Source organism: Treponema sp. OMZ 799 (assembly GCF_024181365.1).
GTDB lineage: Bacteria > Spirochaetota > Spirochaetia > Treponematales > Treponemataceae > Treponema_B.
Map to the genome: position 1 here is coordinate 1,817,735 of NZ_CP051301.1, position 15,770 is coordinate 1,833,504.

Sequence of the window (15,770 nt, forward strand, 5' to 3'; positions counted from 1 at the left end):
TCTCATATAAGTTTTGATTTTTCGAATAAAATTTTTTTTCAATCTAAAAACTTTGTTAGATTTTTAGATATGCCTGTCGAGTTTTTCATAAGTCTTTATATATTAATGACTTATGAAAAACATCGCAAGTCAAATTTAAGGAAAACCTATAAAAAACTGAAGTTTTTAGAGGTTCCTTTTTATATAAATTAATTTCTTTAAAAGGAGAAAATTAGTCATGGAAAAAACTAATTTAAAAATTAAGAAGAAATTCTTAAATCGGGCAGTATTTTTTACTGCATTGTTGTTGGTTGCAGGCATCTTATTTACAGGTTGTCCGCAAAAACCTGAGGTAAAACAGGAAACAAAGACCGGAGAGCCTATGACTCTTACTCTTAACCAAAGTCCTGAAAAGACGGTTTTGACAAAGAACAAGGTTACCATCAGCTTTACTTCAAGCACCTCTGTAAAGACTGCAAAATGGAAAAAAGGCGTACACAGCGCAAAGGATGTTTTGGCAAGCGGAACGGCAATTACCGGCAATAGTTTTGAGGTAAGCGAAAACGCTAAGTATTCCGTGGGGGTTCAGGACAATGAGGGCCGAAGGGAAGTTGAAATTATTGAGATTAGCAATATAGACAAAACACCGCCCCCTGCTCCGGCTAATTTGACTGCGGAATATAGGTTAAGCACAAAGAAGATTATTCTCAAGTGGACTGACCCTGCCGACTCAGGCTTAAAAGAGCTGCGCCTTACATACAATGTAAACGGAGCAAACGAAACTATCGAAACGATAGCGAAAGGAGTACAAACTTTTGAGCTTACAAATGTACAAGTGCAAAGCCCGCCCGCACTTTATGCCTTTAGTTTAAAGGCTGTAGACATGGCAGGCAATGAAAGTACGGCGGCTTCCGTAAACATCACGCCGTCAGAGGATGCGGAGGTTACAGGTATAAGTCTTAACCGCACCCACTTGGACACCAAGATGACGAACAGGAATATCGAAGTAACGGTAAGCGGAAGCAATTTTGATAAGCTGACTAGCCTTTTGGTTCAGATTACCGACGGCTTGACAAATTATCCGCCGGTAACGGCAGCAATCGATACAATGAACAATAAGGCTGCTGCAACCGTCCAAGCTCCTGTTCTTTCATGGTCGACAGATGAAGGAACTTTATACACCGTAAAGGCAATCGTCAACAGTGCCTTTCCTGCCGAAGCTACGGCTTCTTTTATAGTTTCAAGTCCTGCAAGAGTAACAAAGATAACGCTTACGCCTAATCAGCTTCCCTTTGGCAGTGCAGAGAAGGTAAGTGTAAAAGTAACGGGAAAAAACTTTGATATCCGAGGCCTTACAAAGATAAAGCTCTTGGATTCAAGCGGAGCTGAGGTTGCCGGAAGTACGGTAACGATTCCTGCCGATGTGGGAGATGCGGCAAGTTTTACTGCCGAGCTTCCCTTACCGCCTGAAAGCGGAGTATACACGGCAGCCGTGTACTTTGATGAGGTAAAAGAGGCAGTAACAAGTACTTTAAAGCTTTACGGTGCACCTCAAATTATGAGCATGACGATACCCAAAGCGGGAACAAGTTACGGAGGAAATAAGCTGCCTGTAACTATTACGGGGAAAAACTTTACCGCACCCGGTATAAGCGCAACAAGTTTTACCGGAATTCCTGCTTTAAGTGATGTACAAATAGTAAACGATACCTTGGTAAAGGCAAATGTGTACTGTCCTTATACGGCAGGGGAAACAAACCTTACCGTAACCTGCACGCCTGAAGGGGGTAGTCCCGCACAAGGAACGGGAAAGATTATAGTAAAAGACTATAGCGGCTACACCCTAGGAAAGATAGTCTTAAAAGATGAGAACCTTGTTTCTAAAGATGATTATACCGCGATAGACTCAAGCAATCCTCCTGTTGCAATTATTACAGGGCTAAACGGCTATGGAAGAGCAATAGGTATAGCCCTTCATATAGGCCCGTCAGGTTTAAGATGGGCAAAGATAGACAGTACCGGTTATAATACGAAGTTTGAAGGTATAATCTGTGAACCCTCTGTTGCAGGAAACGGAGCTGCTTCCACAGCAACATTTACCGGAGACATTGACGGAAGCGATAACTGGGATTATATATGCGGCATTGACCCTGAGGGGACAGCAAATGCAGCGGAAAACTATCCCGCGTTCCATTGGGTAAACCGGTATAACACAACATACGCTGCTCAGCTTGGCGGTGCAAATATTGCATGGTATATGCCCAGCCTTGCGGAGCTGTGCGGGGTGTATAAGAACCGCGAGGCAATCAATGCGAGCCTTGCAAAGATATACGGTCTCGGAAGCTCCTATGCCGATTCAAGCCTCGGCACTTCTGCCTTTTGGTCATCGTCTCAACTTTCCTACCCCTACGAACTCGCTTGGCGAGTATATTTCGACAATGGCAATGTGTACTTCAAACAGAAGTTCGATGGCTTTGGAGTTTGTTGTCTTACAGTCTTTTAACCGCTCAAGAATGTACATCCTTGTACATTCTTGAGCTTCGAGTTTTCTGCCGAAAACTCGTCAAATATGGAACCTCGGACATTCTGTCCTTTGGTAAATAATTAAACTGCCCTTATAAAACTTTCCGCAATTTATAAGGGCAATCACAAAAAGCGGAAAATTATATTTTAAGGAAAATTTTATGAACAACAAAAACAATTTTGCTTTAAATAGCAGCACAGAACATGTACATCCGTTTGAGCCCTTCGTCTCTAAAAACACAAAGACTTTAATATTAGGTACCTTTCCGGGAAAAGATTTTACGGATCCTAATAAAGAGAATGACAAAGAAGATTGGTATTACGGAACAGATCGTAACGAATTTTGGGAATTAATAGAATATGCTTTAGGCTGTAAAGAAAATTCATTAAAGAAAATGACAAGAGACGAAAAAAAAGAAGTATTGGAAAAACACAATATAGGCATAACAGATATTGTCAAAAAAGCAATACGAACTGAAAATAATAATTCAGATGAAAATCTTGAAGTTATGGAAACTAATGATCTTAACTCCATTCTTGATAAATATAAAGGCATTGATACAATTGTACTTACTTCCAAAGATATGTACAAAAAATTTTTTAAAAAATATTATGTAGAAACTGACGATGCCATTTTAAAACAAGATAAAAACAAGAAAATGGAAACTCATGAAGAGCAAGGTAAAAAAATAAATATCTATTATTATACTTTTAAAGAAAGACCAATCCGTGTTGTTCCATTGCATACTTCCGCAAGAAAAAATGTAGCAAATATATCAATAGATATAAAAAAAGCACTATATAAATATATACTTAACGATACTAAGTAATCTTACCCCGCTTAAAATCGGACATGGATGTCCGATTTTAAGCGAACCCCTTGAATTTTTACCGATTTTCTTTTATACTTCCCTGATTGTAAATTAGGAGTAGATATGGGTAAGGTAATTATGGGAGCTGAAGCTCTTGACGGATATTTAACTGAGGATGATGTAAGGCATCTTAACGAGATGAATGCTCTTTACCGGGAAGCTATTGAAAATTTTACCGTTTTGGAAAAGGAAGGCGGCGAAAAAAATAAAAAGGCCAAGGAAGAGGTTATAAGGCTCTATACCGAGATGGGGCATCTTATGCAGAATATCTGCAAGGAAATACCCCAGCTTAAAATCTTTTCCTTTGATACGGAACACGAAAGTCATGCAGAGGCTTCAAGAGTTATAGCAAAACTACGCTCTATAAAAACAGACCACAGCGAATTCTTATACTATACCCAGCGTTCCTTTGAAATGCTTTTTAAATTGGCTTATAAGGGGCATCAAAAAGATAAGAAAAATTATCTTGTAGTAAAAACCCCTGTGACGGATCCTGTTCAAAACTATGCCGTTCACAAGATAACCGACATTGACCACAAAATAGAAAATACCGTTATGTGCGTCATGCTAAGAGGGGCACTCCTCCCTTCAATGATTCTTTCAAAAGAAATCGAAGAATATTCTTCTCACGGTTATGTAACCCCCTTTGCCCTCTTTAAGATAAAAAGGGATGATTCCCGCAAAGAAGACGATATGCAGTACATCCTTGATTTGGATAAGTCCTATTTTAACTTAAAAGACTTGGACGGAAAAGATCTTATATTTGCAGATCCTATGAATGCTACGGGAGGAAGTCTTGTAACTGTTGTAAAACACCTAAAAAAACTGGGTATAAAACCGAAATCCATAAGCTGCTTCCATGTAATTTCTGCCTTAAAGGGAGCCTTGAGAATTGTACGGGCCTTGGATAACTGTACTCTTTATACCCTGTGGATGGACCCGGCCCTAAATGCTTCAGCCTATATCATGCCGGGCTTGGGCGATGCAGGAGACAGAATAAACGGAAGCGACACTGATGAAACACCTCGAAACATCATCCAGCTCCTTGCAGACTACGGCTCAAATATTTCGGGGCTATACCGCTCTCAACTAAGACAGATAGAAAAAACGGTCTTAGAAAATTAAGGGATTCAAAAAAAATGAAGAAAAATATTTTTATACTTTTTTTAGGAGTCTTGTTTTTTCTTTCATTTTCAAAAGCTTTTGCAAAGGGGGCTGTCGAAGAAGATCTCGCGGGAGAGTATTTTTCGATAGCCCAAGGCTATGCAGAGCTAAAAAACTATTCTAAGGCAGTAGATTATTACCTTAAAGCCGAAAAATCGGAAATATATAAAAATGCGGTCCAATATAATTTGGCTCAAGTTTATGCCCTTCAAAAAGATTGGGATTCTTGCCTAAAATATATTGAACCTCTTTACCAAAAAGCTCCTGAAAACATAAAACTATCTACAGCCTATGCCTATGCTCTGGCCTCATCGGGAAAAGATGAAAAGGCTCTTTTAATTTATGAAAAAATTTATTTGGAAGATAAGGAAACTCCTGAATATTTTTTTAACTATGTGAGGCTTTTAATTATAGTAAAAAAGTATGAAAAAGCAAAAGAACTATTGGACGGATCAAAAGAAAAGTTTACACAAGAAGACGATAAAAAAACTATAAATTCACTTGAAAAAGAAATTGAAAAACTTTTAAATCCGCCTGAACTTAAAAAAGAAGAAAATAAATCAAATACCGAAAAAGATAATAAAACTAAAACGGATTAATCAAAGATAGGAACTGCTTCGTAGCCTTCGCTTTTTAAGCGTATAACCATATCTCCCTTACCGTCATCTTTTACCAAAACCGAAAAAAAAGTTTCATCTCCGCGTTCTTCTTTTTTTATAAGTACGGTAAAACCTTTCTTTTTAAGCTCGTCTGAAAGCCCCTTCGCAAAATTCTCGGTTTTAAAAAAACCGGTTTGATAAAATTTTGCGGAAAAATTTCCTGTACCTTGTGACTGTTCTTGGCCTAAAGATACCTCTTCATTTTCAGCATCCGTTTCTTTAAAAGAAATATTTTTGGGCATTAGATACCAAAAAGTTTTTGGACTTAAAATAGTTTCGCCTCTTACAACACCGGCTTCAATGCTGTTAGGAAATTTTTTTAAGAGGGTATTTTCAGCCTTCTTATCTCCGTCTACCCACCAAAGGCTTAAAAGAAGAGCCGGATGAAATTCTTTAAATCGTGAATCGACAACATATTTCCTGATGTTTGTAAGAGAGGCTTCTTCATCAGATTTTAGCTTTAACCATTCAAAAAAAGTGAGGATTTTTATATCTTCTTTTGAAAAAGGTTCTTTAACCGCCGGTAATAAGCGGTTACGGCAAAGTTCTGAGGCCTCGGTGATATTATCTGCTAAAAGAAAGGCTCCTAGAGCCTTTGTTAAAATAGTTTTTTTTCCGCTTGAAGGAGAAAGCTCAGCTGCTTCAAGATAGTGTTTGCCGGCTCGTGAAAATAAATCGAACCTTTCCTCATAGTCGGCCAAAACAGATAGAGCTATAATTTTTTCATCGTTTGAAGAAATCTTTTTTATTTCGGCTTCAATAAATGAAGAAACTTCAATAGGATTTTTTTTTGTAAAACCGTTTTTGATAATCTTTTGAATGTTCTGAGGTAAGGAGTCTTGACCTATAAGGCTATGTAAAAAAAAGAGAGAGCATAAAAAGAACAATATTTTTTTTACATTAAATTTCATAAGCCCTTTTTACCTCATTTAATTTCAGAATTAGTATCGCTCATTGAAGGTTTAGATTCTTTTTTGCGCTTAAACCATGATTTTTTAGGCTTTTTTAAATCTACGGTATTTATTCCGGTACCGTCACTTGCAGTAAGGGTTTCCTTTATTTCTTTAGGCTGCTTATTTTTTTTCTTTTTGCTTCCGAAGAAAAAAGGAATGGTTAATATAAGCCCTATTAAAAACGAAAAAATATTGCTTACATAAACAGGTATATTTTCAAATGTATAAAAAATCAAAGAAACATCGCAAGAATTCTTCATATTAAAGCCTGCAAATAAGCCTAAAAACAATACTATCAATAAAAAATAAATAAGTTTCCAGTTCATATAAAAATCCTTATAAGAGCTTCGCTCAAAAGAACAGTAACATAAATTTTCAATAAAGACAACAGGGGAATAAAATCTAATTTACTCTGTTTATTTCTTTACCGGAAATAAAGGCTTTTACGTTATCGGCAGCTGTTTTTATCAGTCTTTCCCTTGCCTCAAAGGTTTGCCAGGCTATGTGGGGCGTTATAATGCAGTTAGGAGCTCTAAACAAGGGATTATCCTTAGCCGGAGGTTCTGAGCTCAAAACATCGCAGGCAAGTCCTGCAAGCCTCTTTTCTTTTAAAGCCTCAGCTGCATCTTTTTCGTTTATAAGAGGGCCCCTTCCGGTATTGATTATAATACAAGTTTTTTTTATTTTTTTTAAAGAATCTGCATTTACGATTTCTTTTGTTTCTTCAGTTAAAGGGCAGTTTAAGCTTATTATATCGGAAGAAGAAAAAAGCTCATCGATTGAAACCTGTTTTGCTTCTTCCAAGCCCTTGAGGGTTTTTGCCGAGCGGTTAAAGTAGATTACCTTCATGTTCATGGCAAGGGCAATTTTTGCGACAGCTTGACCTATGTTGCCGAAGCCGACAATTCCTAGGGTTTTATCGGAAAGCTCCCTTATATCGAAACTGTGATAGCAAAAATGAGGAGAAGAAGTCCATTTTCCGGCCATAACCTCATCACTGTGCTCTTTTACACGCCAATAAAAATGAAAAATAAGAGCAAAAACGAGTTGGGCCACACTGTCCGTGCTGTACGATGGAATATTTGTTACACAGATATTTTTAGCCCTAGCAGCTTCGATATCTACAACATTGTAGCCTGTAGCCAAGACCCCTATATATTTAAGACGAGGCAAGGCGTCCATTGTTTCTTTAGAAAAAGCAACCTTATTTGTAAGAACGGCATCGGCCTCCTTACACCTTTCAATAAGCTCATCCGCACTTGTTTTATCGTATATTGTAAGATTTGAAACAGCTTTTAACGCGTCCCAAGAAAGGTCTCCGGGATTGGAAGTAAACCCGTCAAGAATAACCAAATTTAATTTTTCACTCATAAAAGCACCTCAGTATATTTATAATTCCATATTTTTCCGAATTCGTCAAGAGCTAGTTTTGGCATAAGACAGCTTACAAAAAATTATAATATATGCTATAATACAAACAGTTAGGAGAGGCGGATAATAATCTTGAGTTTACCGTTAATTTAATTTGTAATGAAGAATGCGTAATGCGTAATTAAATTACCCATTACAAATTGAAAGAAGGAGGTATTAAATATGTTACTAGCCGAATATGATTATGAAACCGATATAGCCGTACAGCGTGCCGAAGAACGAGAAATCGCCTTTGCTGAAGGAATTGAACAAGGCTCATACAAAAAAGCTCTGGAAACGGCAGCAGCATTTAAACGGCTTGGTTTTGATATTTCTAAAATAGCTGAAGGAACAGGCTTAAGCTTAAAAGAAATAGAAGCATTATAAAATCAAATTTCTTATAAATGCGGGGATATGGTAAATTTAAAGCCACATTCATCGCGTAATTCTTGTTCAACTATGGGTAAGATGCCTTTTATTATCATAAAATAAACTCCTCATTACACCGAATATTATATCGTAAAAAAGTAGATAAGTCTATGTGTTGGAGAAAGTGTACACTAATAAATATCTCCCCTATAATTATTTAAAAAGATGCATTGACTTCATTTATTAACTCTCGTTATACAGATTTAATAATTCGCTTTGGGAAATATTAATACTATTAGCAGTAAATAAATCATTTAAGAATTTAATACACGGATATTTTTCATCTTTAGTAATGGAAGTTGCAAATTGAAAAGCTGATAAAGGCTTTCCTTTTGCATCATCATGCTTATAATTATGTGCTTCCTCGAAATTTAAATAATGAACAAATCGCCGAGCAATATTCGGATATTTTCTGTTTGACTCCTCTATCTGTTCCCATATTGTATTATTCAAAGTAAACATAGGATTGGTATTTCCTGTCTTAGTTGTTTTTTTGTCACAATCATGAACAATTACATGATTAATTCCAAAGTGAGTCAGTATTTTTTGATAAAAGGGGATATTAGCTTTTGAGCCAGTATTTAAAACGAAATACTTATTTGGCGTATAATACTTATTTATTAACTCTCTATAAATAACAGCTTCTGTATCACCTTCAACCAGTATTACGCTATCAGTAAAAAAAGATTCACAAATATGGGGATTAAATCTATTTACCATTTGTAATTTCTCTTTGTCATCATCAGAAAATGCATTAAAATGGACTTGATATGTTTTTGTTTTTCCTGTGTTATCATCTTTTACCAGACGTACAAGAGAGGCATGATGCTCATTTAAATCTATCATCATAGGCGAATGCGTTGCACACAAAAGTTGATATGGACTATTTTTTGCAAGAGCATATAACTGTTTTCGTAAGGACAATATAGCTTCCGGGTGCATATATAATTCCGGTTCTTCAAAGAGAATTAAATATTGTTTCTCTTTTCCCGATATTGCTTCAATCTTAGTTTGATATGTCGATAAAAAACTGAAAAAAGCTTGGCGTATTAATCCATGTCCATTCATTTTTAGATCAATATTTAAATTTGTTTTTTCATCTTCCTGAACTTTTAAGCCATGTGTAGATTTCAACATTTTTGATAAATCAGTTCCTTCCTCGGGTATAGGATATACAGAAAGTTTAAATTTAGAAAATACTTCAGAAAAGAAAATATTCATCTTGTCATTTAACTCTGTTATATCATCTGCATTTGATATATCATTTTTTAGTTGTTGAATTTTTTTCATAAGTTCGTCATACACATCAGAATAATCTGTCTGTAATTTTTTAATATGATTTTTACTAATTATATCATTTATATTTTTTTCTAGCTCTTCAATGGTTAAGACTGCCATAATATCTATAGCTTCAGGTGAATATTTTTTTAACAGTGTATCAAAGCCTCCAAAACCACCATCTTTATATTCTTTTGCTAAGGGATCGTAAGTTTGTTTTTGCCCCTCACTACCACTTGCTCGCAATATCTTTCTAATACGAATTTCACTTTCACTTGTTACCCATTTTTTAATCCAATCAGGATCAGCTTTATTAAGTCCGGTATCTTTAGAATCAACATTAGGCGTAACTGTATATATAGCTTCTATTTCAATATTATTATGTTCATCATGATTGTAAAAATCCTCAAGTCGGGCAAACTTTTTTTGGATCAACAAAAAATTTATAAGCAGCCAGATAACTTGATTTTCCGGCATTATTTTTACCAATCAAAAATATAATATCTGATTCATTAAAATCAATACAATTTTCTCCGCCATTTAATCCTCTGAAATTTTTAATAGTAATACGTTTTATTTTCATCCTTTAACTCCTTATAAAAATTTATAAGCATATTATACAAAAACATCAGCTATATTTCTACTATCTGTTCCACGAAAATCAATTTTATAGTATTTTCACGAGACCATCTCGTTTAGTGCTGAAACAGGTCATCGATTACGGCCGTAATAGGTGTCCTATTGTAGCTGTAATAGGTCACATATTGTAGCCGTAATATATGCCCTATTACGGAAGTAAATTATACATAACGATACCTTGATCTCATACGGAGCATTAGGATAGGCTTTTTATTAAAACCGATTTCCATCCTTTCTACCCCCGTCCCCGCTTCTTCCCTGCAAGCAGCCCTTCCGTTTTCTTTAAGTAGAGCTCGAACAAAAAAGCGGTGCGGGCGGCATCGTCGGGAAAGGCGGTTTTGCGGTAGAGTTTGTCTACAAAAGTTTCTTAATCATTTATTCATAAAAAATTATGACAGTTCTTTACCGATTTTGGTAATTTAGTAAATAATATTTTTTTCTTTCAAATAGTTTTCCAATTTGTCATCAGGTATTACTTTATCATAGGAACTTTTTACTTTTCCTAAAGCAATATCTTCAGTTAAATCAGATATAAATTTATTAAAATCAGGATTATCTTCTGAAAGCCTTTCCAAAGTATCCCAATCTATATTTTCATTATATCTAGCATTACAAATTATTTCGGATTCACTTATGCTTTCTGTATTAAGCTTTATCACTCCAATTCCAAAAGCATTAGATAATCTTTGAAGTTCATTTTTAAAATTGGGATCTTCATCTATTTTCAAACAAACTAAATACCCTTCATTAGCCCAACTTGAATTTGAAACAGCCTGAAAAAAATACTGTCTTAAGTTAGAATAATCTATATGCTTTTTCATTTCAAAAGAAAATAATTTTATAGAATTTACATTCAATGATGTTTGAAGTTTCATTGTTTCTTTTGAGTAATCTTTAAACGGAAAATAAACACCTACTAAATCAGGATGAAGCCATTCATTAGCTCCTTTTACTCTTTTTACCGAATTTTCCTGATAAATAGTTTTTGTATAACAATTAAAATGCGGATTTGAATAAACATATTTAACTAAAAGAGGATGTAAATCTCTCTCATTAAAACTACTTTCATTATTTTGTTTTAATTCTAAATTTTCTTTTTTCTCGATTTCTTTTTTTATTTCGGTTCCGCTTATATTTAAACTTCTTAAAATAAATCTTGAAGGACGCTTTGAAACTTGAACAAAAGTACTTTTTTCGCCCTTTTCTTTGGCATCTACATATAATCTTGCGCCTAATGTAGCAGCCGGAGTTTTACCGGAGCTTTTTAATTTTTTATCGAAAGAAAACTCAACTGCCTTTTCCCAAACTTCTTCCGGCGTCATTGGTTTTTTTACTTTTTCAAAAACTTCTATAATCAAATCAAAAAAAGTATATTGTTTCTCCATCTTATTCCTTTTCCATAATCAAATAAATCTAATAGCATACAAAATCCCCCTCTAAAAACATCAGTTTTAGAGGGGGATAAAGCTTCAATACTGTTTATTTACAGTCACAGCAGCAAGCCTTGTACCTTAAAACAGGTTCTCGGGCTGCCTTTGTTTCGTCTACGCGGCCGATGGGGCGTGTGTAGGGATAGCCGTGAAGCTTTTCGGGATTTGAATAAGCTTCTTTTTTGAGTTTGATCATAACTTCGGCTGTAAAGTCCAATGTGGACTTGCTTTCAGTTTCCGTAGGCTCAAACATCAAGGCTTCGTGTACGATGAGCGGGAAGTACATCGTCGGCGGATGGATACCGTCGTCGATTAAGCCCTTAGCTATGTCAAGAGCACTTACACCTGTCTCTTCCTTGATCTTGTCAAGGGTGAGAACAAACTCGTGCATACAGGTTCTGTCAAAGGCAACTTCATATTCTTTTTCAAGCTTTTTCTTTAGATAGTTTGCATTTAAGACGGCATAGCCTGAACTTTCCCTTATGCCCTCGCTTCCGAGAGTTAAGATATAGGCATAGGCACGCAAGAATACGAGGAAGTTTCCATAGAAGTTTCTAACCCTTCCGATTGAATACGGGCGGTTATAGTCTAACTTGTAGCTTCCGTCAGAACCTGTAACTACAGGAACCGGCAAGAATTCTTCAAGGAACTTTTTGCAACCGATAGGACCGCTTCCGGGACCGCCTCCGCCGTGGGGAGTTGAGAAGGTTTTGTGCAAGTTCAAGTGAACTATGTCATAACCCATGTCTCCGGGTCTTACTCTTCCCATGATGGCGTTAAGGTTAGCACCGTCATAGTACAATAAGCCGCCTGCCTTGTGAACGATTTCGGCAATTTCTTTGATATGGGTTTCAAAGAGACCGAGGGTGTTCGGGTTTGTAAGCATGAGGGCTGCCGTATCGTTTCCTACAGTCTTTTTTAATTCTTCGATATCGACGTTTCCGTCTTTATCTGAAGGAATGTTTACTATTTCGCATCCGACCATTGCAGCACTGGCAGGGTTTGTACCGTGTGCCGAATCGGGAACCAAGATCTTGTTTCGGGCATGATCGCCGCGTTTTTCGTGATAGGCTCGGATTACCAAAAGGGCTGTGAATTCTCCGTGAGCACCTGCTGAGGGCTGGAGGGAGAAGGCATCCATACCGGTAATTTCACCTAACTTTTTACCTAAATCACCCATAACTTCAACACAGCCCTTCATTGTGTGTTCAGGCTGCAAGGGATGAATATTGGTAAAGTTCGGAAGAGCGGCAACTTCTTCATTGAGCTTAGGATTATACTTCATTGTACAAGAACCTAAGGGATAAAAGCCGTTATCTACGCCGTGAGTTCTCTTGCTTAATTCCATATAGTGGCGGACAAATTCAAGTTCCGAAACTTCAGGAAGTTTTGCATCGCTTGCTCTTAAATATTTTGAATCAAGTTTGTATTCGGGTACGGTTAATTTTGCTTCGGCAAATTTATGACCCTTTACGGATTTTTCAAAAATCAATTCGCTCATTACAATACCTCCTTAATGATTTTTACGGCCTTGTCAAGGTCGCATTTGCAAAGAACATCGGTTGTGCACCAAAGAATGGCATCATCGCAAATCTTTAAACCGCCTAAAACACCGTTTTTTTCAAGGTTTGAAAGAATTGCATCGGCCTTTCCCTTTCCGTCCGTTACGAACTCATGGAAGAACTCGCCGTTATTTTTTACGGTTAAACCGATTTTTTTAAGCTCATCGGCAAAATAGTGGGCATTGCTTACGGAAACATTTGCAACGGTTTTTAATCCTTCTTTTCCGTAGGCGGTCATAAACATAGAAGCCCTCAAAGCACAAAGAGCTTGGTTAGAACAGATACTTGAGCTTGCTTTTTCGCGTCTGATATGCTGTTCTCTGGCTTGAAGAGTTAGAACAAAGGCTCTTCTTCCGTCATGGTCGGTTGACTGTCCGATGATTCTTCCGGGGATTTTTCGCATATTGTCTTCGATTGTAGAAAGGAAGCCTAGATAGGGGCCGCCTGCTCCAAGAGGAAGACCTAAGGCTTGTCCTTCACCCAAAGCAATTGAAGCACCGCATTCTTTCGGCGTTTTTAGGATTGCCAAAGAAATAGGATTGCAGCTCATTACAAACTGGGTTTTGGTGCCTTCTACCATTTTTCCTACAGCTTCACAGTCTTCGATTGTACCGAAGCGGTTGGGCTGCTGCATAATAACGGCTCCGACTGTTTCATCCAAAAGATCCTTAATCTTTGAAATATCGGTTTTATAACCGTCTTTCGGAATCATTACAAATTCGACACCGCTGTGTTTTAAATAGGTCTTAGCAATTTCGATTGAGCTGGGTTCAACACATTCGGAAATTAAAACCTTGTTTTGTTTTCGTCCCAACGACATAACTATAGCATCTGCGACTGCCGTGCCTCCGTCATAAACGCTGGCATTGGAAACATCCATTCCGGTAAGTTCGCAAATCATAGACTGATATTCAAAACCTGCTTGAAGTTCGCCCTGATTCATTTCGGGCTGATAGGGTGTGTAGGCTGTTAAGAACTCCTCTCTGGAAGCCATGTGCCTTACAGCTGCTGGGGCATAGTGGTTATAAGCTCCGGCACCTCGTAATATAGATTTAAAGACAGTGTTTTCACTGCTTAAATTTTGAAAGAACTTTTCGACTTGTGCTTGAGTCTTCCCCTCGCCTACATCAACCGTTTTACAGTCTTTGCAGTCAAAGCCGTATAAATCGTCAATCGATTTTACGCCGATGAGATCAAGCATCTCTTTTGTTTCCTCAGCGGAGTGAGGAATATAGTTAGACATAAACCCTCCTAATTAAAATAAGGCAAAACTTGAAGATAAACAGCGAGGCAGTTTTTGCCCTACTGTTTATCAAGTCTACTTACAAATACTACTTGCAGAGACCTTTGTATGCACCTGCATCCATCAATTTTGAAGACTCTCCTTTAAGTTCTACCTTAAAGAACCATGCACCGAAAGCATCTTCATTGATTTTTTCGGGAGCATCCAAGAGGTCTTCGTTTATTTCAACGACTTTTCCCGTCATGGGGCTGATGATTTCGAAAACGGCCTTTACCGATTCTACTGTAGCACAGGCCTTGTCGGCTGTAACTTCATCTCCTACTTCAGGAAGCTCGATGAATACGACATCGCCCATTTCACCTTGAGCATAATCGCTGATACCGATGATACCGATGTTTCCTTCTTTTTTGAACCATTCGTGTGATTCCAAATACTTTACATCTTCTTTAATTTCCATATCTAACTCCTATTTTATATTTTTAAGTTTTTGGTAAAAACTTATAAAACCTTTTTAATTAACCCTTAATTTCTTTTAAAAAGCTTGTAGGTACAATTTTAGCCTTGAGCTTTTTACCGCGTACTTCGATAAAGACTTCTTCATCTTTAATTCCTCGGTCAATTCTCATGTGTCCGATACCGACTTTTAACGAGGGCGAAGAAGTTCCTGTGGTAACATAACCGATTTCCTTATCTCCTAAGAAGACCTTGTCGTGATCCCGTGCAATACCGCGGTCAATCATCTTAAAGCCTTTTCTGATTTTTTTGGCTTCATTGGCTTCGAGAGCTTTTTTGCCGATAAAGTCTTCTTTTTCAAGTTTGATAAAGGGTTTTAAGGTTACTTCGGTAGCCAAGGTTTCTTCAGTCATTTCATGGCCGTACAAGGGCATTCCGGCTTCAAGGCGCAATGTGTCCCGGCAGCCTAAACCGCAAAGCTCGATTCCGAACTCTTCTCCGGCCTTCATAACCTGATCAAAAAGCTCGATAGCCCATTCTTTGGGGCAGTAGATTTCGTAGCCTTCTTCGCCGGTATAACCGGTCTGAGAAACGATTACTTCTCCCTTGGGGCATTGGAAGGTTTTAAATGTGTAATAAGCGGAGGGCATTGCTGAAGCATCAATAAACTTTTTTACCAAGGCAGGAGCATTGGGGCCCTGAATTGCAAGCTGGGCAATTTCAGGCGAGCGGTCTGTAAAGGTAACGCTCTTATCCAAATATTTTTTTACCCAGTCATAGTCCTTGTCGTGGTTTCCTGCATTTACAACCAAGAGGAATTTCTTTTGATTATAGCGGTAAACAAGGAAGTCATCGACAATTCCGCCCTTTTCGTTGCACATAAGAGTATAGCGGACGTCTCCGTCAGCCATTCCCCTAATGTCGTTCGTAATAAGAGCATTTACGGCAGCTTCGGCATTATCACCTTCAATATAGAACTCTCCCATGTGCGAAACATCGAATAGTCCTACATTGTTGCGTACAGCAAGATGCTCCTTTAAGATACCGGCGAATTGAATAGGCATTTCATATCCGCCGAACTCAACAAACTTGCCGCCTTTGGCGAGCAAAGTTTCATAATAAGGTGTTCTTTTCATCTTATTCCTCCAATTTTATTAATTTGTAATTGGTAATTTG

The 15,770-nt window shown here is 37.4% G+C and carries 14 protein-coding genes and 1 pseudogene; 5 read left to right on the top strand and 10 right to left on the bottom strand.

Features of this window, described 5'->3' with window-relative positions:
* Positions 1–217 precede the first annotated feature (217 nt).
* From E4O04_RS08265 to E4O04_RS08280, 4 genes are all read left to right on the top strand, one after another.
* Positions 218–2,482 (top strand): DUF4959 domain-containing protein, encoded by a 2,265-nt coding sequence (locus E4O04_RS08265; RefSeq protein ID WP_253707275.1) that lies wholly within the window; start codon positions 218–220, stop codon positions 2,480–2,482.
* 181 nt (positions 2,483–2,663) lie between these two features.
* The gene (locus E4O04_RS08270) at positions 2,664–3,332 is read left to right on the top strand and encodes a uracil-DNA glycosylase family protein (protein WP_253707277.1); all 669 of its coding nucleotides are present in this window, start codon (positions 2,664–2,666) and stop codon (positions 3,330–3,332) included.
* Between the two features lie 105 nt (positions 3,333–3,437).
* Positions 3,438–4,499, top strand: coding sequence for a uracil phosphoribosyltransferase (locus tag E4O04_RS08275; protein WP_253707278.1), 1,062 nt, complete (start codon positions 3,438–3,440; stop codon positions 4,497–4,499).
* Between the two features lie 14 nt (positions 4,500–4,513).
* Complete coding sequence (locus E4O04_RS08280) at positions 4,514–5,137, top strand: tetratricopeptide repeat protein (RefSeq protein ID WP_253707279.1); 624 nt, start codon at positions 4,514–4,516, stop codon at positions 5,135–5,137.
* Here the strand turns inward: E4O04_RS08280 and E4O04_RS08285 are convergent.
* The 3 genes from E4O04_RS08285 to E4O04_RS08295 form a co-directional block, all read right to left on the bottom strand.
* Positions 5,134–6,108 (bottom strand): hypothetical protein, encoded by a 975-nt coding sequence (locus E4O04_RS08285; RefSeq protein ID WP_253707280.1) that lies wholly within the window; start codon positions 6,106–6,108, stop codon positions 5,134–5,136. The genes E4O04_RS08280 and E4O04_RS08285 overlap by 4 nt on opposite strands.
* Before the next feature lie 14 nt (positions 6,109–6,122).
* Positions 6,123–6,476 carry a hypothetical protein gene (locus E4O04_RS08290; RefSeq protein WP_253687776.1) on the bottom strand — a complete coding sequence of 118 codons (354 nt, stop codon included), beginning with the start codon at positions 6,474–6,476 and terminating at the stop codon, positions 6,123–6,125.
* 76 nt (positions 6,477–6,552) lie between these two features.
* The gene (locus tag E4O04_RS08295) at positions 6,553–7,521 is read right to left on the bottom strand and encodes a D-2-hydroxyacid dehydrogenase (protein ID WP_253687775.1); all 969 of its coding nucleotides are present in this window, start codon (positions 7,519–7,521) and stop codon (positions 6,553–6,555) included.
* A 207-nt stretch (positions 7,522–7,728) separates the two neighbouring features.
* Between E4O04_RS08295 and E4O04_RS08300 the strand changes: the two are divergent.
* A pseudogene (locus tag E4O04_RS08300) lies at positions 7,729–7,947 on the top strand (hypothetical protein); the annotation flags it as partial.
* A 225-nt stretch (positions 7,948–8,172) separates the two neighbouring features.
* Here the strand turns inward: E4O04_RS08300 and E4O04_RS08305 are convergent.
* The 7 genes from E4O04_RS08305 to gcvT form a co-directional block, all read right to left on the bottom strand.
* The gene (locus tag E4O04_RS08305) at positions 8,173–9,702 is read right to left on the bottom strand and encodes an ATP-dependent nuclease (protein ID WP_253707281.1); all 1,530 of its coding nucleotides are present in this window, start codon (positions 9,700–9,702) and stop codon (positions 8,173–8,175) included.
* Positions 9,674–9,850 (bottom strand): AAA family ATPase, encoded by a 177-nt coding sequence (locus tag E4O04_RS08310; protein WP_253707282.1) that lies wholly within the window; start codon positions 9,848–9,850, stop codon positions 9,674–9,676. Before E4O04_RS08310 ends, E4O04_RS08305 begins: the two co-directional genes overlap by 29 nt.
* 475 nt (positions 9,851–10,325) lie before the next feature.
* Positions 10,326–11,264 carry a COG2958 family protein gene (locus E4O04_RS08315; RefSeq protein ID WP_253707283.1) on the bottom strand — a complete coding sequence of 313 codons (939 nt, stop codon included), beginning with the start codon at positions 11,262–11,264 and terminating at the stop codon, positions 10,326–10,328.
* 121 nt (positions 11,265–11,385) lie between these two features.
* On the bottom strand, positions 11,386–12,837 hold the full coding sequence (gene gcvPB / locus E4O04_RS08320; protein ID WP_253707284.1) for an aminomethyl-transferring glycine dehydrogenase subunit GcvPB: 1,452 nt from the start codon (positions 12,835–12,837) through the stop codon (positions 11,386–11,388).
* Positions 12,837–14,141, bottom strand: a complete 1,305-nt coding sequence (gcvPA, locus tag E4O04_RS08325) for an aminomethyl-transferring glycine dehydrogenase subunit GcvPA (RefSeq protein ID WP_253707285.1) — start codon at positions 14,139–14,141, stop codon at positions 12,837–12,839. Before gcvPA ends, gcvPB begins: the two co-directional genes overlap by 1 nt.
* An 88-nt stretch (positions 14,142–14,229) precedes the next feature.
* Positions 14,230–14,598: a glycine cleavage system protein GcvH gene (gene gcvH / locus E4O04_RS08330; RefSeq protein ID WP_253694759.1), complete on the bottom strand. Its 369-nt coding sequence runs from the start codon at positions 14,596–14,598 to the stop codon at positions 14,230–14,232.
* A gap of 58 nt (positions 14,599–14,656) precedes the next feature.
* A complete protein-coding gene (gene gcvT, locus E4O04_RS08335; protein WP_253707286.1) occupies positions 14,657–15,730 on the bottom strand; it encodes a glycine cleavage system aminomethyltransferase GcvT in 1,074 nt (357 codons plus the stop codon).
* Positions 15,731–15,770: the final 40 nt, after the last annotated feature.

Coding starts and splice junctions, on each gene's coding strand:
- E4O04_RS08265 (WP_253707275.1), top strand. CDS start 218: ATGGAAAAAACTAATTTAAAAATTAAGAAGAAATTCTTAAATCGGGCA.
- E4O04_RS08270 (WP_253707277.1), top strand. CDS start 2,664: ATGAACAACAAAAACAATTTTGCTTTAAATAGCAGCACAGAACATGTA.
- E4O04_RS08275 (WP_253707278.1), top strand. CDS start 3,438: ATGGGTAAGGTAATTATGGGAGCTGAAGCTCTTGACGGATATTTAACT.
- E4O04_RS08280 (WP_253707279.1), top strand. CDS start 4,514: ATGAAGAAAAATATTTTTATACTTTTTTTAGGAGTCTTGTTTTTTCTT.
- E4O04_RS08285 (WP_253707280.1), bottom strand. CDS start 6,108: ATGAAATTTAATGTAAAAAAAATATTGTTCTTTTTATGCTCTCTCTTT.
- E4O04_RS08290 (WP_253687776.1), bottom strand. CDS start 6,476: ATGAACTGGAAACTTATTTATTTTTTATTGATAGTATTGTTTTTAGGC.
- E4O04_RS08295 (WP_253687775.1), bottom strand. CDS start 7,521: ATGAGTGAAAAATTAAATTTGGTTATTCTTGACGGGTTTACTTCCAAT.
- E4O04_RS08310 (WP_253707282.1), bottom strand. CDS start 9,850: ATGAAAATAAAACGTATTACTATTAAAAATTTCAGAGGATTAAATGGC.
- gcvPB (WP_253707284.1), bottom strand. CDS start 12,837: ATGAGCGAATTGATTTTTGAAAAATCCGTAAAGGGTCATAAATTTGCC.
- gcvPA (WP_253707285.1), bottom strand. CDS start 14,141: ATGTCTAACTATATTCCTCACTCCGCTGAGGAAACAAAAGAGATGCTT.
- gcvH (WP_253694759.1), bottom strand. CDS start 14,598: ATGGAAATTAAAGAAGATGTAAAGTATTTGGAATCACACGAATGGTTC.
- gcvT (WP_253707286.1), bottom strand. CDS start 15,730: ATGAAAAGAACACCTTATTATGAAACTTTGCTCGCCAAAGGCGGCAAG.